The organism is Janthinobacterium sp. CG3 (assembly GCF_000344615.1).
Lineage (GTDB): Bacteria > Pseudomonadota > Gammaproteobacteria > Burkholderiales > Burkholderiaceae_D > Janthinobacterium.
The window spans coordinates 442,124-457,784 of record NZ_KB467825.1; the positions used below are offsets into that span (position 1 = coordinate 442,124).

The following is a 15,661-nucleotide window of genomic DNA, read 5'->3' on the forward strand; positions in this document are numbered from 1 at the left end:
CCTTATTATATGGGAATCTTCACAATCAACCGGATTCCACAGGTCGCTTTATGTCAATCACCCCCGTTTTACCCGCCGCGGCCGCCGCCGACGACGCCCGCCTGGCCTTGCTGCAAGCATGGCTGGGCGGCTTGAACCTGGTCACGCCGGAGTCGGCGCGCCCGGCCTCGTGCGACGCCAGCTTCCGCCGCTACTTCCGCCTCGACACGCTGGCGGGCAGCCGCGCCGCCCACGGCGCCACCCTGGTGGCGATGGACGCGCCGCCCGAGCGCGAGAACGTCGCCGCCTTCGTCAAGGTGGCCGGCCTGCTGAAGGCGGCCGGCGCGTCGGCGCCGGAGATCGTCGCGCACGACCTCGAACGCGGCTTCCTGCTGCTGTCGGACCTGGGCGACACGACCTACCTGCAGGCGCTCGACCACGACAACGCCGCCGTCCTCTACAGCGAGGCGCTGGAGGCGCTGGTAAAAATCCAGCAAGCCAGCCAGCCCGGCGTGCTGCCCGAATTCGACCGCGCCTTCGCGCTGCGCGAAATGAACCTGTTCCCAGAGTGGTACATCGGCCGCCACCTGAACGCCACGCTGACCGCGGCGCAGCAGGCCCAGCTGGACGGCGTGTTCGACGCCATCGTCGGCAACGTCATGGCGCAGCAGCAGGTGTTCATGCACCGCGACTTCCACTCGCGCAACCTGATGCGGATGGACGAGGGCAACCCCGGCATCCTCGACTTCCAGGACGCCGTGTACGGCCCGGTCACCTACGACCTGGCCTCGCTGCTGCGCGACGCCTACATCCAGTGGGACGAGGAAATGGTGCTCGACTGGGTGATCCGCTACTGGCAGCGGGCCAAGAAGGCCGGCTTGCCGGTGAACCCCGACATCGACGCCTTCTACCGCGATTTCGAATTCATGGCGCTGCAACGCCACCTGAAAATCCTCGGCCTGTTCGCCCGCCTGAACCACCGCGACGGCAAGGCCGCCTACCTGGAGGACCTGCCGACGGTGCTCGACTACGTGCGCAAGACCGCCAACCGCTACAAGGACTTGAAACCGCTGGTGCGCCTGCTCGACGCGCTGGAAAACAAGACGCCGGAAGTCGGCTACACTTTCTAGGCACGCCGGGCGCCGCCGATCCGGGCTCAGACCCTCGGGGTCCGGCCGCGGCTCTTCGCCCCCGGTTTTTTTCGGCGCCGCCGGCCCGCCAGCCCCCTACACCCAACCACGAGTGCCCCCCATGAAAGCCATGATTTTCGCCGCCGGCCGCGGTGAGCGGATGCGTCCCCTCACCGACACCTGCCCCAAACCCCTGCTGAAAGTGCGCGGCCGCCCGCTGATCGTCTGGCACGTGCTGAACCTGGTACGCGCCGGCATCACCGACATCGTCGTCAACCACGCCCACCTGGGCCAGATGATCGAAGACACGCTGGGCGACGGCAGCCAGTTCGGCGCCCGCATCGTCTACTCGCCGGAGGCGCAGGCGCTGGAGACGGCCGGCGCCATCGCCAACGCCCGCCACCTGCTCGGCGACGAGCCCTTCCTGGCCGTCTCGGGCGACATCTACATCCCCTACTTCGACTTCGAGCAAGTCAAGGACGTGCTGGCCGACAAGGACATCCTGGGCAACCCCTACCCGGCCGAGCAGCGCGACATCGCCTGGTTGTACCTGGTCGACAACCCGCCCTACCACCCGGACGGCGACTTCGGCTTGACGCTGTACTCGCTCAACAACGACGGCGCGCCGCGCTTCACCTTCGCCAACATCGGCGTCTACCGGCCCGAGATGTTCGACGCCGTCGCGCCCGGCAGCCACGCCAAGCTGGCGCCGCTGCTGCGCCAGTACGCCGACCTGGGCCGGATCGGCGGCGAGCTCTACGCCGGCGCCTGGGCCAACGTCGGCACCGCCGAACAGCTGGCCGAACTGAACGGCGGGACCGCGCCATGACGGCGTTCGCGGCCCGCCGCGCCGCCCTGCTGGCCCAGATGCAGCCGGGCGGCGTGGCCGTGCTGCAGACCGCGCCCGAAGTGACCCGCAACAGCGACTGCGACTACCCCTACCGCCACGACAGCTACTTCTACTACCTGAGCGGCTTCGCCGAACCGGAAAGCGTGCTGGTGCTGCTGGCCGCCGGCCCGCGCGCGGCGGCCCGCTGCATCCTGTTCTGCCGCGCCAAAAACAGCGAGCGCGAAATCTGGGACGGCTTCCGCCACGGCCCCGAGGGCGCGCGCCTGGCCTGCGGCGTCGACGCCGCCTTCCCGATCGACGAACTGGACGCCGAGATGGTCAAACTGCTGGCCGACGCGCCGGCGATCTACTACGCGCTCGGCAGCAGCAACGAACTCGACGCGCAAGTCAAACTGTGGTTGCGCGACGTGCGCAGCCAGGCCCGCAGCGGCGTGACCGCGCCCGCCGTGGTGCACAACGTGCTCGGCCTGCTCGACGAGATGCGCCTGTTCAAGGACGACGGCGAACAGGCCGTCATGGCGCGCGCCGCCGCCATCTCCGGGCAGGCCCACGCGCGGGCGATGCGCGCAACCCGGCCCGGCATGCGCGAATACCAAATCGAAGCCGAGCTGCTATACGAATTCCGCCGCCACGGCGCCCAATCCCCGGCCTACACCTCGATCGTCGCGGCCGGCGCCAACGCCTGCGTGCTGCACTACAGCGCCAACAACGCCCTGGTTGCGGACGGCGACCTGGTGCTGATCGACGCCGGCTGCGAGCTGGACGGCTACGCCGCCGACATCAGCCGCACCTACCCGGCCAACGGCCGCTTCAGCGCAGCGCAGCGGCAGTTGTACGAACTGGTGCTGGCGGCGCAGGCGGCGGCGCTGGACGCGGTGCGACCGGGCCGGCTTTACCAGGGCATCCACGACGCCGCCGTCGCCGTGCTGGCGCAGGGCATGCTGGACCTGGGCCTGCTGGCGCGCGACCAGGTGGGCGGCGTCGACGACGTCATCGCCAACCAGAGCTACCGCCAGTTCTACATGCACGGCACCGGCCACTGGCTCGGCATGGACGTGCACGACGTCGGCGCCTACCGCGAAAGCGCGCGCGAAGGCAAACCGTGGCGCGCGCTGCAGGCGGGCATGACGCTGACGGTGGAGCCGGGCCTCTACGTGCGCCCGGGCGCCGGCGTGCCGGAGCGCTTCTGGCACACCGGCATCCGCATCGAGGACGACGTGCTGGTGACGCCCGCCGGCCACACGGTGCTGAGCGCGGCGGCGCCGAAGAGCGTGGCCGACATCGAAGCACTGATGCGGGGCGCGGCATGAACCGGCAAAACACATACGACATCGCCGTCTGCGGCGCCGGCCCGGTCGGTATGGCGCTGGCGGCCCTGCTGGCGCGGCGCGGCGTGGCGCCGGCGCGGGTCGCCCTGCTCGACGCGAAAACGCTGGCCCGGGCCGGCGCCGACCCGCGCTCGATCGCGCTGTCGCACGGCAGCCGCCAGATCCTCGAAGAAATCGGCGCCTGGCCCATCGCCGCCACCGCGATCCACCAGATCCACGTCTCGCGCCGCGGCCATTTCGGGCGCAGCCTGATCGACCGCGCCGACCACCAGGTGCCGGCGCTCGGCTACGTGGCGCGCTATGGCGACGTGGTGGCGGCGCTGGGCGCGGTCTGCGCCCGCCTCGGCGTGACGGCGCTGCGCCCGGCGCTGGTGCGGGACGCCAAAGAGGACGGCGCCGGCGTCGCGCTGACGATTCGCGAAGGCGAGACGGCGCCGCGCGAACTGCGCGCGGCGCTGCTGGTGCAGGCCGAGGGCGGCCTATTCGGCGCCCAGGCGCAACGCGCGCAGCAGCGCGACTACCGGCAAAGCGCCATCATCGCGCAGATCCACGCCAGCGCGCCGATCGCCCACCGCGCCTATGAACGCTTCACCGACGAAGGCCCGCTGGCGCTGCTGCCGCAGGGCGACGCCTACGCGCTGGTCTGGTGCGTGCCCCCGGAGCGGGCGCAACAGCTGTTGGCGCTGGACGACGCCGCCTTCCTGGCGCAGCTGGAGCGGGCCTTCGGCAGCCGCCTGGGGCGCTTCAGCGCCACCTCGGCGCGCTTCGCCTACCCGCTCGGACTGAACGCCGGCGCCCCCGCCAGCGCCCGCACGGTCGCCATCGGCAACGCCGCGCAAACCCTGCACCCGGTCGCCGGCCAGGGCCTGAACCTGGGCCTGCGCGACGCCGCCGTGCTGGCGCGCCTGCTGGCGCAAGACGCCACGCCGGCCATGCTGGCGCGGTTCCACGCGCTGCGCGCGCAGGACCGCGGCCTGACCGTACGCCTGACCGACACCATGGCGCGCGCCTTCACCGGCGCCGGCCCGGCGCAAGCGCTGCTGGGCGCCTCGCTCGGCCTGATCGACGCCATCAACCCGGCCCGCAAGCTGCTGGCCGAACTGATGATGTACGGCCGCCGTTAAACCAGCGGGCCGGCCACGCCAAAATCAAGCCAAGGCAAAGAGCCGGGGTCGGACCTTCAGGTCTGGCCCCGGGGTGACGCCCTTGGTTTTGATTGTTTCAACGCCGAAGCCCTGCGCACCTACCGCGCGACCCTGTCCAGGTCACGCTCCATGAGCGCCGCCACGTCCACCAGCAAATTGGCGACCCGCCCGAAAAACGCCGGGTTGATGTGTTCGATGGTGTCGCTGGGCGCGTGGTAGTCGGCGTGGTCGGCGACGCCGAAATACAGGAAGGGGATGCCGGCCTCGTTGAATACGGCGTGGTCCGAGCTGTCGTCCCAGCGCTCGACCAGCCCGGCCGCCAGCACCGGCCGGTCGTCCCCGGTCAGCACGCGCACGGCGCTGCGGCCGGCGGCCTGCTCCAGCGGCGCCTTCAGCGCCGGCCACAGGTGGCTGCCGGCCACGACGATCTCGTTGCTGTCGTTATGCGCCAGCATGTCCAGGTTCAGGTTGGCGGCCAGTTGCGCGCGCGGCACCGGCGGCGCGGCCATGAAGGCGCGCGCGCCCCGCAGGCCCAGCTCCTCGCCGTCGAAGGCGGCGAACAGCACCGAATGGCGCGGCGGGTGGGCTGTGAAATAGCTGGCGATCGCCAGCAGCGCGGCCACGCCCGAGGCGTTGTCGTCGGCCCCCGGATACAGCTTGCCGTCGACGATGCCGAGATGGTCGTAGTGGGCCGACACCACGAGGAACTGGTCCGGCGCGGCGCTGCCGCGCAGGTAGCCGACGATGTTGGCGGCGTCGGGATAGTCGCCGCGGAACGGCCGGCCCGGCACGAAGATGTTGCCGACGCTGTGGGTGCTGAAGGCGAACGCTTGGGCGTAGTCGCGGCCGAACGGCAGCAGGCCGATGGCGCGGAAGCGCGCCTGCAGGTAGGCCTGCGCCTTGCGGCTGCCGGGCGTGCCGGTGGCGCGGCCTTCGAAGGCGTCCGAGGACAGCGTGCGCACGTCGTCGAGCAGGACGCGCAGGTCGACCGGGCCGCCGGGGTCGCGCGCGGCGCCGGCTAGCGGCTGCGCCATGCGCGCTTCTTCGCCGCGTTGCGCCAGCGCCAGGTAAAACACCAGCGCGCCCAGCGCCAGGACTGTGCTCAACAGGATTTTTTTCATGGCGGCTGCTGCGGTGGAGACAGCCCGAGGATAGCGCATCGCCGCCGCGGCGGCGGGACGCTTGGTGAAAACAGATCGGGGCCTTGCTGGCTAAAGAGCCGGGGTCAGACCTTCTCGCCTTGGCGCGGAGGGTCTGCCCCAGGGGGTTACGCCGTTGGTTTAAATTTTTGTAACGCCGAGCCACCGTCGACGCCAGTCGGGTTACGCCCTCGCGGGCTAACCCGACCTACGAAAATCCTCCAGCGGTGCGGGGGACAGACCGCTGGTTTTTTTTTCGCGCCGGCGCTTGCTCTTATTCGACCGCTTTGACCATGTCCTCGATGACTTTCTTGGCGTCGCCGAAGACCATCATCGTATTCGCCTGGTAGAACAGGTCGTTGTCCAGGCCGGCGTAACCGGAAGCCATCGAGCGCTTGTTGACGATGATGCTTTTGGCCTTGTACGCCTCCAAAATCGGCATGCCGGCGATCGGCGATTTCGGGTCCTTGGCCGCCGGGTTGACGACGTCGTTGGCGCCCAGTACCAGCACCACGTCGGCCTGGCCGAACTCGCTGTTGATGTCTTCCATCTCGAACACCTGGTCGTACGGCACCTCGGCTTCGGCCAGCAGCACGTTCATGTGGCCCGGCATGCGCCCGGCCACCGGGTGGATCGCGTACTTGACGATGACGCCCTTGTGGGTCAGCTTCTCGACCAGCTCCTTGAGCGAATGCTGGGCGCGCGCCACGGCCAGGCCGTAGCCCGGCACGATGATGACGGTTTCGGCGTTACTCATCAGGAAGGCGGCGTCGTCGGCGGAGCCCGACTTGACCGGACGCTGCTCGGCGGAGCCGGCGGCGGCCGCGGCGGCGGGGGCGCCACCGAAGCCACCCAGCAGCACGTTGAAGAAGGAGCGGTTCATCGCCTTGCACATGATGTAAGAGAGGATCGCGCCGGAGGAACCAACCAGCGAGCCGGCGATGATCAGCATCGAGTTATTCAGCGAAAAACCGATGCCGGCCGCGGCCCAGCCGGAGTACGAGTTCAGCATCGACACCACCACCGGCATGTCGGCGCCGCCGATCGGGATGATGATCAGCACGCCCAGCGCGAAGGCGATGACGGCCATGACGACGAACGGCGTCCAGGCCGGTTCGCTGCCGTCGGCGAAGCAAAACACCAGGCCCAGGCCGACCATCACCAGCGCCAGCACCAGGTTGAGCATGTGCTGGCCGGCGAAGCTGACCGGCGCGCCCTGGAACAGGCGGAACTTGTACTTGCCCGACAGTTTGCCGAAGGCGATCACCGAGCCGGAGAAGGTGATGGCGCCGACGAAGGTGCCGATGAACAGTTCCAGGCGGTTGCCGAACGGCAGCGGCTGGCCCGCCAGGGCGATGCCGAAGGCGGTCGGCTCGGACACCGCGGCGACCGCGATGCACACCGCCGCCAGGCCGATCAGCGAATGCATGGCCGCCACCAGTTCCGGCATCTTGGTCATTTCAACGGTCTTGGCCAGGTAGGTGCCGACGCCGCCGCCGACGACGATACCCAGGATAACCAGGCCGAAGCCCATGCCGCCGACGCCCTGCTGCGCTTGCAGCTTGAGGATCAGCGCCACCGTGGTCAGCGCCGCGATGGCCATGCCGGACATGCCGAAGGCGTTGCCGCGGCGCGCCGTGGCCGGCGAGGACAAGCCCTTCAGGGCCTGGATGAAGCACACCGAGGCGATCAGGTACATCATCGTCACGAGGTTCATGGTGATGAAGTTCATGCTTTCACCTCTTGCTTGGCAACTGGCGCCGGCGCCGCCTTCGGCGCTTTTTTGCGGAACATTTCCAGCATGCGCTGGGTGACCAGGAAGCCGCCGAAGACGTTGACCGCCGCCAGCGCCACCGCCAGCGTGCCGGCGATTTGCGCCACCGGGCCGGTGGTCAGGCCGGCGGCCAGCATGGCGCCGACGATGATGATGGCCGAGATGGCGTTGGTGACGGCCATCAGCGGCGTGTGCAGCGCCGGCGTGACGGTCCAGACCACGTGGTAGCCGACGTAGATCGCCAGCACGAAAATAATAAGATTGATGATGGTGTGACTGATTTCCATGATTCCTCCGATTGCATGGGCGGGACCGGCCGCGGCCGCCCCTCCCACTGTTGTGTGTGACCCGCGCGGTTTATTTGCGCAGCACTTCGCCACCGTGGCAGACCAGGCTGGCCTTGATGATCTCGTCCTCGCGGTCGATCAGCAGCGCGTCGTCCTTGTCGAAAATGAGCTTCATGAAGTCGAACACGTTGCGCGCGTACAGCGCCGACGCGTCGGCCGCCACCAGCGTCGCCAGGTCCGGCTCGCCGACGATGTAGACGCCGTGCTTGACCACCGTCTTGCCCAGCTCCGAGAGCGGGCAGTTGCCGCCCTGCGAGACGGCCAGGTCGACGATGACCGAGCCCGGTTTCATCGCCTTGACGGTCTCCTCGGAGATCAGGACGGGCGCGGCGCGGCCCGGGATCAGCGCGGTGGTGATGATGATGTCGGCCTGCTTGGCGCGCTCGTGCACCAGTTCGGCCTGGCGGCGCATCCAGTCGGCCGGCATCGAGCGCGCGTAGCCGCCCGAACCCTTGGCGATCTCGCGCTCCTCGTCCGTCAGGAAGGGCACGTCGATGAATTTCGCGCCGAGCGACTCGACCTGCTCCTTCACCGGCGGACGCACGTCGGAGGCCTCGATGACGGCGCCCAGGCGCTTGGCCGTGGCGATCGCCTGCAGGCCGGCCACGCCGACGCCCATGATCAGCACGCGCGCCGCCTTGACGGTGCCGGCCGCCGTCATCAGCATCGGCATGAAGCGCTGGTAGGTGTTGGCCGCCACCAGCACCGCCTTGTAGCCGGCGATGTTGGCCTGCGAGGACAGCACGTCCATCGACTGGGCGCGGGTGATGCGCGGCACCGCCTCGAGGGCGAACGCCGACAGGCCGTGCGCCGCCATCGCCGCCGTGTTGTCGGCGTCGAAGGGGTTGAGCATGCCGATGACGACGACGCCCGATTTCATCAGGGCCCGCTCGTCGGCGCTAGGGGCGCGCACCTTGAGCACGATCTCGCAAGCGAAGGCGTCGGCGGCGCTGCCGATCTGCGCGCCGGCGGCGAGGTAGGCTTCGTCGATCACGCAGGCCATCACGCCGGCTCCCGCCTGGACGATGACTTGATGTTTGGCCGCGAGCTTCTTGACCGTCTCGGGCGTTGCAGCGACCCGAGTTTCACCGGGCCGCGTTTCGGCCGGTATGCCTATTCTCATGAAATGCCTCCAAAAATTGATAAACTGACTAGAATCTAACACGGAAATCGCTTCATAAAACCTTTTTCAGCCGGCAACTATTAGGGGGCCGCCACTACTTGACAGCGGCACCGCCCTCGACCTAAAAGGGCCGATCGGGCGCGCCGGCCGCCCTCAAACCGGTGTCGGCGGCCGGCGCCGCGCACGCCGCCGAGCGCCGCAACGGCCCCGTCCCGGCGCCGCTGACACCAAAAACCAACATAAAATGGTTTTTTTGGGCCGATTCCCCGATCCGCGCGATCAATCGGGCCGCGCCGGCGCCGCCGAGCTTCCGCCCAGCAATAGACCACAGATTTTTAACTGAAACATTGTCATTAATCAAACGCGCTGCGAAGCCCTTGCACGACGCGCGGACCGTGCGCCCAGAACAAGATAAAATGTCGGCTCTTTCAAGGATGGAATCATGCCGAGAATCTGGAAACCCTCTGTCACCGTCGCCGCCATCATCGAGCGCGACGGCCTGTTTTTACTGGTCGAAGAAGAAACCAGCGACGGCATCCGGCTAAACCAGCCGGCCGGCCACCTGGACCCGTTTGAATCGCTGGAGCAGGCGGTGATCCGCGAAACGCTGGAGGAAACGGCGCACGATTTCACGCCGACCGCGCTGGTCGGCATGTACATGTCGCGCTACCAGTCGGCGCGCACCGGCCTGGACGTGACGTACCTGCGTTTCACCTTCTGCGGCGAGGTCGGCAAGCTGCACGACCGCCCGCTCGACGAGGGCATCATCCGCACGCTGTGGATGTCGCGCGACGACATGGCGGCCTGCCAGGAGCGCCACCGCAGCCCCTTGATGCTGCAATGCGTCGACGAATACCTGGAGGGGCGGCGCGCGCCGCTGGCGCTGCTGCATACGCACGCCTCCGTCTTCAACGACGGGTAACGAACACTTATTTGGATAAGCAAGATGAGCAAGAAAAAAGTCGTGATCGGTATGTCAGGCGGGGTCGACTCCTCGGTCGCGGCGTGGATGTTGAAGGAGCAGGGCTATGAGGTGATCGGCCTGTTCATGAAAAACTGGGAGGACGACGACGACTCCGAGTTTTGCTCGTCGCGCCAGGACTGGATCGACGCGGCCAGCGTGGCCGACGTGATCGGCGTCGACATCGAGGCGGTCAACTTCTCGGCCGAGTACAAGGACCGCGTGTTCGCCGAGTTCCTGCGCGAGTACCAGGCCGGCCGCACGCCCAACCCGGACGTGCTGTGCAACGCCGAGATCAAGTTCAAGGCCTTCCTCGACCACGCCATGCTGCTGGGCGCCGACCTGATCGCCACCGGCCACTACGCGCGCGTGCGCCAGGCCGGCGAGCGCTTCGAGCTGCTCAAGGCGGTCGACGCCAGCAAGGACCAGAGCTACTTCCTGCACCGCTTGAACCAGGCGCAGTTGTCGAAGACGCTGTTCCCGCTCGGCGAGATCCCGAAAACCGAGGTGCGCCAGCTCGCCGCCAGGCTGGCGCTGCCGAACGCGGCGAAAAAGGATTCGACCGGCATCTGCTTCATCGGCGAGCGGCCGTTCCGCGAATTCCTCAACCGCTACCTGTCGTATAAGCCGGGGCCGATGAAGACGGCCGACGGCACCAGCGTCGGCGAGCACGTCGGCCTGAGCTTTTACACGCTGGGCCAGCGCAAGGGCATCGGCATCGGCGGCGTCAAGTCGTACCAGAACGCCGACGGCAGCAGCGACGCCTGGTACGTGGCGCGCAAGGACATCGCCAACAACACCTTGTACGTGGTGCAGGGCCACGACCATCCGTGGCTGCTGTCGTCGGCGCTGACGGCCGACCAGGCCAGCTGGATCGCCGGCGCGGCGCCGGCGCCGCGGGCGCTGTCGGCCAAGACGCGCTACCGCCAGGCCGACGTCGCCTGCGAGCTCGCGCCCGACGGCGCCGGCGAGTTCGCGCTGCGCTTCAGCGACCCGCAGTGGGCGGTCACGCCGGGCCAGTCGGCGGTGCTGTACGACGGCGACGTCTGCCTGGGCGGCGGCATCATCGCCGGCGCCACCGGCCTGGCCTAACAACCGCGGCGCTCGACCGCGGTCGGGCCCTCGGGTTTGACCCCGGCGTACCGGCCTAGTTCGAGCCGGCGCTGGCGGCCTGCTGCTTGCGCACCATCGCGATGACGGTGTTGCGCACGGTTTTGAGCACCGTGTCGGCGTTGAAGGGCTTGACGATGAAGCCGCTGACGCCGCTGGCGTGGGCCGCCTGCAGCGAGGCGGCGTCGATGCCGGCCGAGACCATGAAGATCAGCGCCTTCGGCCACTGCGCGCGGATGGCGCCGACCACGTTGCTGCCGTCCTCGACCACCTCGCGGGCGATGCAGACGAAGTGCGGGTTGTGCTTGACCATCAGGGCCAGGCCCAGCGCGCTGGTGTGGCCCTGGCCGCAGACGTCGTAGCCGCCGTCGGTCAGGACCGTGTTGAGCAGGCCGCGCGAAATGGCGCTGCTGTCGATGAGAACCGCTTTTAACATCATAAAGAATCCCCAATATCGTTTTTGTGTGGACGCGCCGTCAGTGGTGGTGCCGGTCCCAGGCCAGCATGTTCCACGTCACGCCGAGGCGCACATCGGTTTTCAATTGCACCAATTGGCGAGAAAGATACAGTATATCCCGTTCCTTCCGCAGTCTTTCTCCCAGCGGCCCCTTCAAAATGCCGGCGCCGGCCATCACCGCGTCCAGGTTGCCGTAGGCCTGGAGCAGCCGGGCGCCGGTCTTCTGGCCGACCTTGGACACGCCGGGGATGCTGTCGGTGGCGTCGCCCATCAGCGCCAGCAGGTCCGGCAGCAGCTCGGGCGGCACGCCGAACTTGCGCTCGACCCAGGCGTGGTCGTGCCATTCGCCCTTGAAGTGGTCCCACACCAGCGCGCCGTAGGCGATCAGGCCGTGCAAATCCTTGTCGGTGGTGGCGACGACGGCGTCGCCCCTGCCCTCGTGCAGCCAACGCATGACGGCGGTGCCGATGACGTCGTCGGCCTCGACCTCGGGGATGACGACGACGCGCAGGCCGAAGCCGGCCAGCTTCTCGTAGAACGCCGGCAGCGCCGCGCGTAGCGCGCCCGGCATCGGCGCGCGGCCTTCGCGGTAGCCGGCGTAGAGCGCGTGGCGCCAGGTCGGGCCGCCGAAGTCGAAGGCCGGCAGCACGTGGGTCGGCAGGTGGCCGTTGATCAGGTTCTTGAACGAGGACAGCGCGTGGCGCAGGGCGATGTCGGCCTTTTCGGCCGAATCCGGCTCGGGGCTGGCTTCGTAGACGCGGCGTACGATGTTCAGGCCGTCGATAGCGAGTAGTCTGGCCATACGGTGGGGGGATCGGCGTGGTGAATCGCGCATTTTACCGTATGCCGCTGCCGCGGCGCCGCCCGCCGGCTTACTTCAGCAATTCGTACGGGCCGCCGCGCTCCAGCGCGCGCTGGTAGGCCGGGCGCGCGTGGATGCGCTGCAGGTAGGCCATCAGCTTGGGCCGGCTCTCGTCCAGGCCGCCGCGCGCGCCGGCCGCCTCGAGCGGAAAGCTCATCTGGATGTCGGCGGCCGAAAATTCGGCGCCGGCGAACCAGGTCGTCTTGCCCAGTTCCGCTTCCATATAGTCGAGCTGCTGCTTGATGTTCGGATTGATGAAGCCTTTCTTGACCTTCTGCGCGATGGCGCGGGCCACCGGCTTGACGAAGAACGGCATCGGGCTGCTTTCGACCTTGTCGAACACCAGCTTCATCAACAGCGGCCCCATCGCCGAACCTTCGGCGAAATGCAGCCAGTAGGTCCAGCGCAGGCGCTCCGGCGTGCCGGCGGCCGGCAGCAGGCGGCCGTTGCCGTAGCGCTCGACCAGGTAGTCGACGATCGCGCCGGACTCGGCCACGACCAGGTCGCCGTCGCTGATGACCGGCGACTTGCCGAGCGGGTGGACGGCGCGCAGCGAGGCCGGCGCCAGCATGGTTTTCGGGTCGCGCTCGTAGCGCTTGACCTCGTATTCCAGGCCGAGTTCCTCAAGCAGCCAGAGCACGCGCTGCGAGCGCGAATTGTTGAGATGATGGACAACGATCATGGATACTTCCCCGTGTGAGAGTGGATGGCGCGCAGCGCCGACACTGCGAGTATAGAGCAGGCAAGCTGAAGTCGCCGGACGCCGCCTTGCGCCGGGCGCGACGGTGCCGGCGCGCACCATAGCTTCCACGCGGAAACAGCGGTACACTCGGCTGCGGCGTTTCGCCGCCCACCGGAGTGCTTATGCGCCTGTTTTCCGTCCGTTACCTTGCGCTGGCCACCAGCGCCGCCGTGTGCGCGCTGGCGCTGGCCCTGTCCGGCGCCTACTGGCTGGTGCTGCTCAGCGGCGCCCTCACCGCCCTCGGCCTGGCCGATCTGTTGCAGACGCGCCGCGCGCTGCGCCGCAACTACCCGATCCTCGCGCATTTCCGCTTCCTGTTCGAAAGCATCCGCCCGGAGATCCGCCAGTACTTCCTGGAGGACGACACCGAGGCCACGCCGTTCTCGCGCAACCAGCGCAGCATCGTCTACCAGCGCGCCAAGGTCGAAACCGACAAGCGCCCCTTCGGCACCCAGCTCGACGTCTACCAGGCCGGCTACGAATGGATCAACCACTCGATCGCGCCGGCCGCCGTGGCCGACCACAACTTCCGCGTCGACATCGGCAAGCACCCCGACTGCCCGCGCGCCCAGCCTTACTCGGCCAGCGTCTTCAACATCTCGGCGATGAGCTTTGGCGCGCTGTCGGCCAACGCCATCCTGGCGCTCAACGGCGGCGCCCGCGTCGGCGGCTTCATGCACGACACCGGCGAGGGCAGCATCAGCGCCTACCACCGCCGCAACAGCGGCGACCTGGTATGGGAAATCGGCTCGGGCTACTTCGGCTGCCGCAACCCGGACGGCAGTTTTTCCGAGGCCCACTTCATCGCCAACGCCTGCACGGCGCAGGTCAAGATGATCGAGCTGAAACTGTCGCAGGGCGCCAAGCCGGGCCACGGCGGCGTGCTGCCCGGCCCCAAGGTGACGATCGAGATCGCCACCACCCGCGGCGTCATGGCCGGCGTCGACTGCGTCTCGCCGGCGCGCCACGCCGAGTTCTCGACGCCGCTGGAAATGCTGGCCTTCATCGAGCGCCTGCGCAATCTGTCCGGCGGCAAGCCGACCGGCTTCAAGCTGGCCATCGGCCACCCGTGGGAGTTTTTCGGCATCGTCAAGGCCATGCTGGCGACCGGCATCGTGCCCGACTTCATCGTCGTCGACGGCGGCGAGGGCGGCACCGGCGCGGCGCCGGTCGAATTCACCGACCACGTCGGCACGCCGCTGCAAGAGGCGCTGCTGCTGGTGCACAACACCCTGGTCGGCGCCGGCCTGCGCGACAAGATCAAGATCGGCGCCTCCGGCAAGATCATCACCGCCTTCGACATCGCCCGCACGCTGGCGCTGGGGGCGGACTGGTGCAACTCGGCGCGCGGTTTCATGTTCGCGCTCGGCTGCATCCAGTCGCAGAACTGCCACACCGACCGCTGCCCGACCGGCGTGGCGACCCAGGACCGGCTGCGCCAGCGCGCGCTGGTGGTGCCCGACAAGACCGCCCGCGTCGCGCACTTCCACCAGAACACCCTGAAGGCGCTGGCCGAGCTGATCGCCGCCGCCGGCCTAAGCCACCCGTCGCAGCTCAAGCCGCACCACCTGGTGCGGCGCATCTCGCCGAACCAGGTCAAGCTGGCCTCGGCCCTGCTGCCCTACCTGGAGCCGGGCGAGCTGCTCGACCCCGGCCAGCTGGCGCAGTTGCCGCCGGTGTTCGGCCTGTACTGGCCGATCGCCCAGGCCGAGTCGTTCCACCCGCTGACGTAAAAAAAGCGCCCGGACTGAATCAACGGGCGCTGGGTCGGGCCTGGCCGCGCCGGAACGGGCGGCGGCGGCAACCGGCTTACTCGGTGATATGCATGTCGAAGCGCGCCTTGTTGGAGAACTCGCAGGTGCCCGCGCCCATCGTCGCGCTGCTCATCGTATAGTCGCACTTGATGTAGCCGCCGCGGTTGCCGGCGGCGTTGGCGTTGCCCTTGGCCGAATTCTGCGCCCGGGTGGCTTCGCCCGAATAGGTTTCGTTGCCCGCCATCAGCGTGAACACGCCGTGGCCGCGTTCCGGCCGGCTGATGGTGCCGCTCAGGCGCCCGATCGAGGAAGCCTGGTCGTTGGTCGGATACAGGCGCGCGGTCAGCACCGGCAGTTGCACCGGCGCCGGGACGTAGGCGACGGCGGCTGGCGCCGGCTGCGCCTGCGGAGTCTGGTTAATGGGCACGACATAACAAGCACTCAGGGAGGCGCCCAGCGCGGCGATCAGTGCAAGCTTCTTGAAGTCAACCATTGTGTTTTTCCTTTTAATTAAACGTCACGACAAATTATCGACATCCCCGCAGCGGCGCCCAGCGCCCGATTGCAAAGATAGAAGATTATTGAATTCTAAACATATTACCATTTCGCGCCGCACGCTTGTTCAGGTGCAAGTGTGAGCGCCGTCAACCGCGGGCGGCGCCGAGGGGTGGCGGCGGCGCTCAGCGGCCCGACTGCGCGCGCAGCTTGATGACGCGGTGCTTGCCCGGCGCTTCCAGCGGCGGCGCCGGCGCGGCGCCGTCGCCGCAGGAGCCGCAGCTGGCGCAGCCGTCGCCGCAGCTGTCGGCGGTCTTCAACAGCGCCGCCATGCGCGCCTGGTCGGCGCCGCAGCGCGTCAGCAGGTGGACGATGCGCCGGCGCGCGGCGGCCGGCAGGTATTTGCCGGCCGCGTGCAGCGCGGCGGCCGCGACGATGCAACAGACGATCGCTTCTTGCCACATA

At 68.3% G+C, this 15,661-nt stretch carries 16 protein-coding genes; 7 read left to right on the forward strand and 9 right to left on the reverse strand.

Annotated elements, in window-relative coordinates; all coding sequences use genetic code 11:
- Positions 1–50 precede the first annotated feature (50 nt).
- The 4 genes from JANGC3_RS0126580 to JANGC3_RS0126595 all read left to right on the forward strand — a co-directional run bounded on the left by JANGC3_RS0126580 (position 51) and on the right by JANGC3_RS0126595 (position 4,411).
- Complete coding sequence (locus JANGC3_RS0126580; RefSeq protein ID WP_017879537.1) at positions 51–1,109, forward strand: aminoglycoside phosphotransferase family protein; 1,059 nt, start codon at positions 51–53, stop codon at positions 1,107–1,109.
- A 121-nt stretch (positions 1,110–1,230) separates the two neighbouring features.
- On the forward strand, positions 1,231–1,938 hold the full coding sequence (gene murU / locus JANGC3_RS0126585) for an N-acetylmuramate alpha-1-phosphate uridylyltransferase MurU (RefSeq protein WP_026133556.1): 708 nt from the start codon (positions 1,231–1,233) through the stop codon (positions 1,936–1,938).
- The gene (gene pepP, locus JANGC3_RS0126590; RefSeq protein ID WP_017879539.1) at positions 1,935–3,269 is read left to right on the forward strand and encodes a Xaa-Pro aminopeptidase; all 1,335 of its coding nucleotides are present in this window, start codon (positions 1,935–1,937) and stop codon (positions 3,267–3,269) included. The genes murU and pepP overlap by 4 nt, the downstream gene beginning before the upstream one ends.
- Complete coding sequence (locus JANGC3_RS0126595) at positions 3,266–4,411, forward strand: FAD-dependent monooxygenase (RefSeq protein ID WP_017879540.1); 1,146 nt, start codon at positions 3,266–3,268, stop codon at positions 4,409–4,411. The genes pepP and JANGC3_RS0126595 overlap by 4 nt, the downstream gene beginning before the upstream one ends.
- Positions 4,412–4,530: 119 nt before the next feature.
- On the opposite strand, the gene JANGC3_RS0126600 is transcribed toward JANGC3_RS0126595, so the two are convergent.
- From JANGC3_RS0126600 to JANGC3_RS0126615, 4 genes are all read right to left on the reverse strand, one after another.
- Positions 4,531–5,553 (reverse strand): M28 family peptidase, encoded by a 1,023-nt coding sequence (locus tag JANGC3_RS0126600; protein ID WP_017879541.1) that lies wholly within the window; start codon positions 5,551–5,553, stop codon positions 4,531–4,533.
- Between the two features lie 292 nt (positions 5,554–5,845).
- Positions 5,846–7,303, reverse strand: coding sequence for an NAD(P)(+) transhydrogenase (Re/Si-specific) subunit beta (locus tag JANGC3_RS0126605; protein ID WP_017879542.1), 1,458 nt, complete (start codon positions 7,301–7,303; stop codon positions 5,846–5,848).
- Positions 7,300–7,632, reverse strand: coding sequence for an NAD(P) transhydrogenase subunit alpha (locus JANGC3_RS0126610; protein WP_017879543.1), 333 nt, complete (start codon positions 7,630–7,632; stop codon positions 7,300–7,302). Before JANGC3_RS0126610 ends, JANGC3_RS0126605 begins: the two co-directional genes overlap by 4 nt.
- Positions 7,633–7,702: 70 nt before the next feature.
- Entirely contained in the window at positions 7,703–8,815 is a 1,113-nt protein-coding gene (locus tag JANGC3_RS0126615; RefSeq protein WP_026133558.1) for a Re/Si-specific NAD(P)(+) transhydrogenase subunit alpha, read from the reverse strand.
- A gap of 442 nt (positions 8,816–9,257) precedes the next feature.
- Here JANGC3_RS0126615 and JANGC3_RS0126625 point away from each other — a divergent pair, with 442 nt between their 5' ends.
- Together JANGC3_RS0126625 and mnmA are read left to right on the forward strand one after the other, a co-directional pair.
- On the forward strand, positions 9,258–9,737 hold the full coding sequence (locus JANGC3_RS0126625) for an NUDIX hydrolase (protein ID WP_017879546.1): 480 nt from the start codon (positions 9,258–9,260) through the stop codon (positions 9,735–9,737).
- Positions 9,738–9,761: 24 nt separating this feature from the next.
- On the forward strand, positions 9,762–10,868 hold the full coding sequence (mnmA, locus tag JANGC3_RS0126630) for a tRNA 2-thiouridine(34) synthase MnmA (protein WP_017879547.1): 1,107 nt from the start codon (positions 9,762–9,764) through the stop codon (positions 10,866–10,868).
- A 55-nt stretch (positions 10,869–10,923) separates the two neighbouring features.
- Here the strand turns inward: mnmA and JANGC3_RS0126635 are convergent, their stop codons facing one another.
- The 3 genes from JANGC3_RS0126635 to JANGC3_RS0126645 form a co-directional block, all read right to left on the reverse strand.
- On the reverse strand, positions 10,924–11,322 hold the full coding sequence (locus JANGC3_RS0126635) for a response regulator (protein ID WP_017879548.1): 399 nt from the start codon (positions 11,320–11,322) through the stop codon (positions 10,924–10,926).
- Between the two features lie 40 nt (positions 11,323–11,362).
- The gene (locus tag JANGC3_RS0126640) at positions 11,363–12,145 is read right to left on the reverse strand and encodes a 5'-3' exonuclease (protein ID WP_017879549.1); all 783 of its coding nucleotides are present in this window, start codon (positions 12,143–12,145) and stop codon (positions 11,363–11,365) included.
- A 70-nt stretch (positions 12,146–12,215) separates the two neighbouring features.
- A complete protein-coding gene (locus tag JANGC3_RS0126645) occupies positions 12,216–12,887 on the reverse strand; it encodes a glutathione S-transferase (RefSeq protein WP_017879550.1) in 672 nt (223 codons plus the stop codon).
- 182 nt (positions 12,888–13,069) lie between these two features.
- On the opposite strand from JANGC3_RS0126645, the gene JANGC3_RS0126650 reads away from it, so the two are divergent.
- On the forward strand, positions 13,070–14,680 hold the full coding sequence (locus JANGC3_RS0126650) for an FMN-binding glutamate synthase family protein (protein WP_017879551.1): 1,611 nt from the start codon (positions 13,070–13,072) through the stop codon (positions 14,678–14,680).
- Between the two features lie 76 nt (positions 14,681–14,756).
- Here the strand turns inward: JANGC3_RS0126650 and JANGC3_RS0126655 are convergent, their stop codons facing one another.
- Together JANGC3_RS0126655 and JANGC3_RS0126660 are read right to left on the reverse strand one after the other, a co-directional pair.
- Positions 14,757–15,194 (reverse strand): hypothetical protein, encoded by a 438-nt coding sequence (locus tag JANGC3_RS0126655; RefSeq protein ID WP_017879552.1) that lies wholly within the window; start codon positions 15,192–15,194, stop codon positions 14,757–14,759.
- Between the two features lie 187 nt (positions 15,195–15,381).
- The gene (locus tag JANGC3_RS0126660; protein WP_017879553.1) at positions 15,382–15,660 is read right to left on the reverse strand and encodes a DUF6587 family protein; all 279 of its coding nucleotides are present in this window, start codon (positions 15,658–15,660) and stop codon (positions 15,382–15,384) included.
- Between the last annotated feature and the right edge of the window lies 1 nt (position 15,661).

Bases quoted from the DNA above. Each gene is read 5' to 3' on its own strand.
- murU (WP_026133556.1), top strand. From the start codon at position 1,231: ATGAAAGCCATGATTTTCGCCGCCGGCCGCGGTGAGCGGATGCGTCCC.
- JANGC3_RS0126600 (WP_017879541.1), bottom strand. From the start codon at position 5,553: ATGAAAAAAATCCTGTTGAGCACAGTCCTGGCGCTGGGCGCGCTGGTG.
- JANGC3_RS0126640 (WP_017879549.1), bottom strand. From the start codon at position 12,145: ATGGCCAGACTACTCGCTATCGACGGCCTGAACATCGTACGCCGCGTC.
- JANGC3_RS0126645 (WP_017879550.1), bottom strand. From the start codon at position 12,887: ATGATCGTTGTCCATCATCTCAACAATTCGCGCTCGCAGCGCGTGCTC.
- JANGC3_RS0126610 (WP_017879543.1), bottom strand. From the start codon at position 7,632: ATGGAAATCAGTCACACCATCATCAATCTTATTATTTTCGTGCTGGCG.
- JANGC3_RS0126655 (WP_017879552.1), bottom strand. From the start codon at position 15,194: ATGGTTGACTTCAAGAAGCTTGCACTGATCGCCGCGCTGGGCGCCTCC.
- mnmA (WP_017879547.1), top strand. From the start codon at position 9,762: ATGAGCAAGAAAAAAGTCGTGATCGGTATGTCAGGCGGGGTCGACTCC.
- JANGC3_RS0126615 (WP_026133558.1), bottom strand. From the start codon at position 8,815: ATGAGAATAGGCATACCGGCCGAAACGCGGCCCGGTGAAACTCGGGTC.
- JANGC3_RS0126580 (WP_017879537.1), top strand. From the start codon at position 51: ATGTCAATCACCCCCGTTTTACCCGCCGCGGCCGCCGCCGACGACGCC.
- JANGC3_RS0126605 (WP_017879542.1), bottom strand. From the start codon at position 7,303: ATGAACTTCATCACCATGAACCTCGTGACGATGATGTACCTGATCGCC.
- JANGC3_RS0126660 (WP_017879553.1), bottom strand. From the start codon at position 15,660: ATGTGGCAAGAAGCGATCGTCTGTTGCATCGTCGCGGCCGCCGCGCTG.
- pepP (WP_017879539.1), top strand. From the start codon at position 1,935: ATGACGGCGTTCGCGGCCCGCCGCGCCGCCCTGCTGGCCCAGATGCAG.
- JANGC3_RS0126635 (WP_017879548.1), bottom strand. From the start codon at position 11,322: ATGTTAAAAGCGGTTCTCATCGACAGCAGCGCCATTTCGCGCGGCCTG.
- JANGC3_RS0126625 (WP_017879546.1), top strand. From the start codon at position 9,258: ATGCCGAGAATCTGGAAACCCTCTGTCACCGTCGCCGCCATCATCGAG.
- JANGC3_RS0126595 (WP_017879540.1), top strand. From the start codon at position 3,266: ATGAACCGGCAAAACACATACGACATCGCCGTCTGCGGCGCCGGCCCG.
- JANGC3_RS0126650 (WP_017879551.1), top strand. From the start codon at position 13,070: ATGCGCCTGTTTTCCGTCCGTTACCTTGCGCTGGCCACCAGCGCCGCC.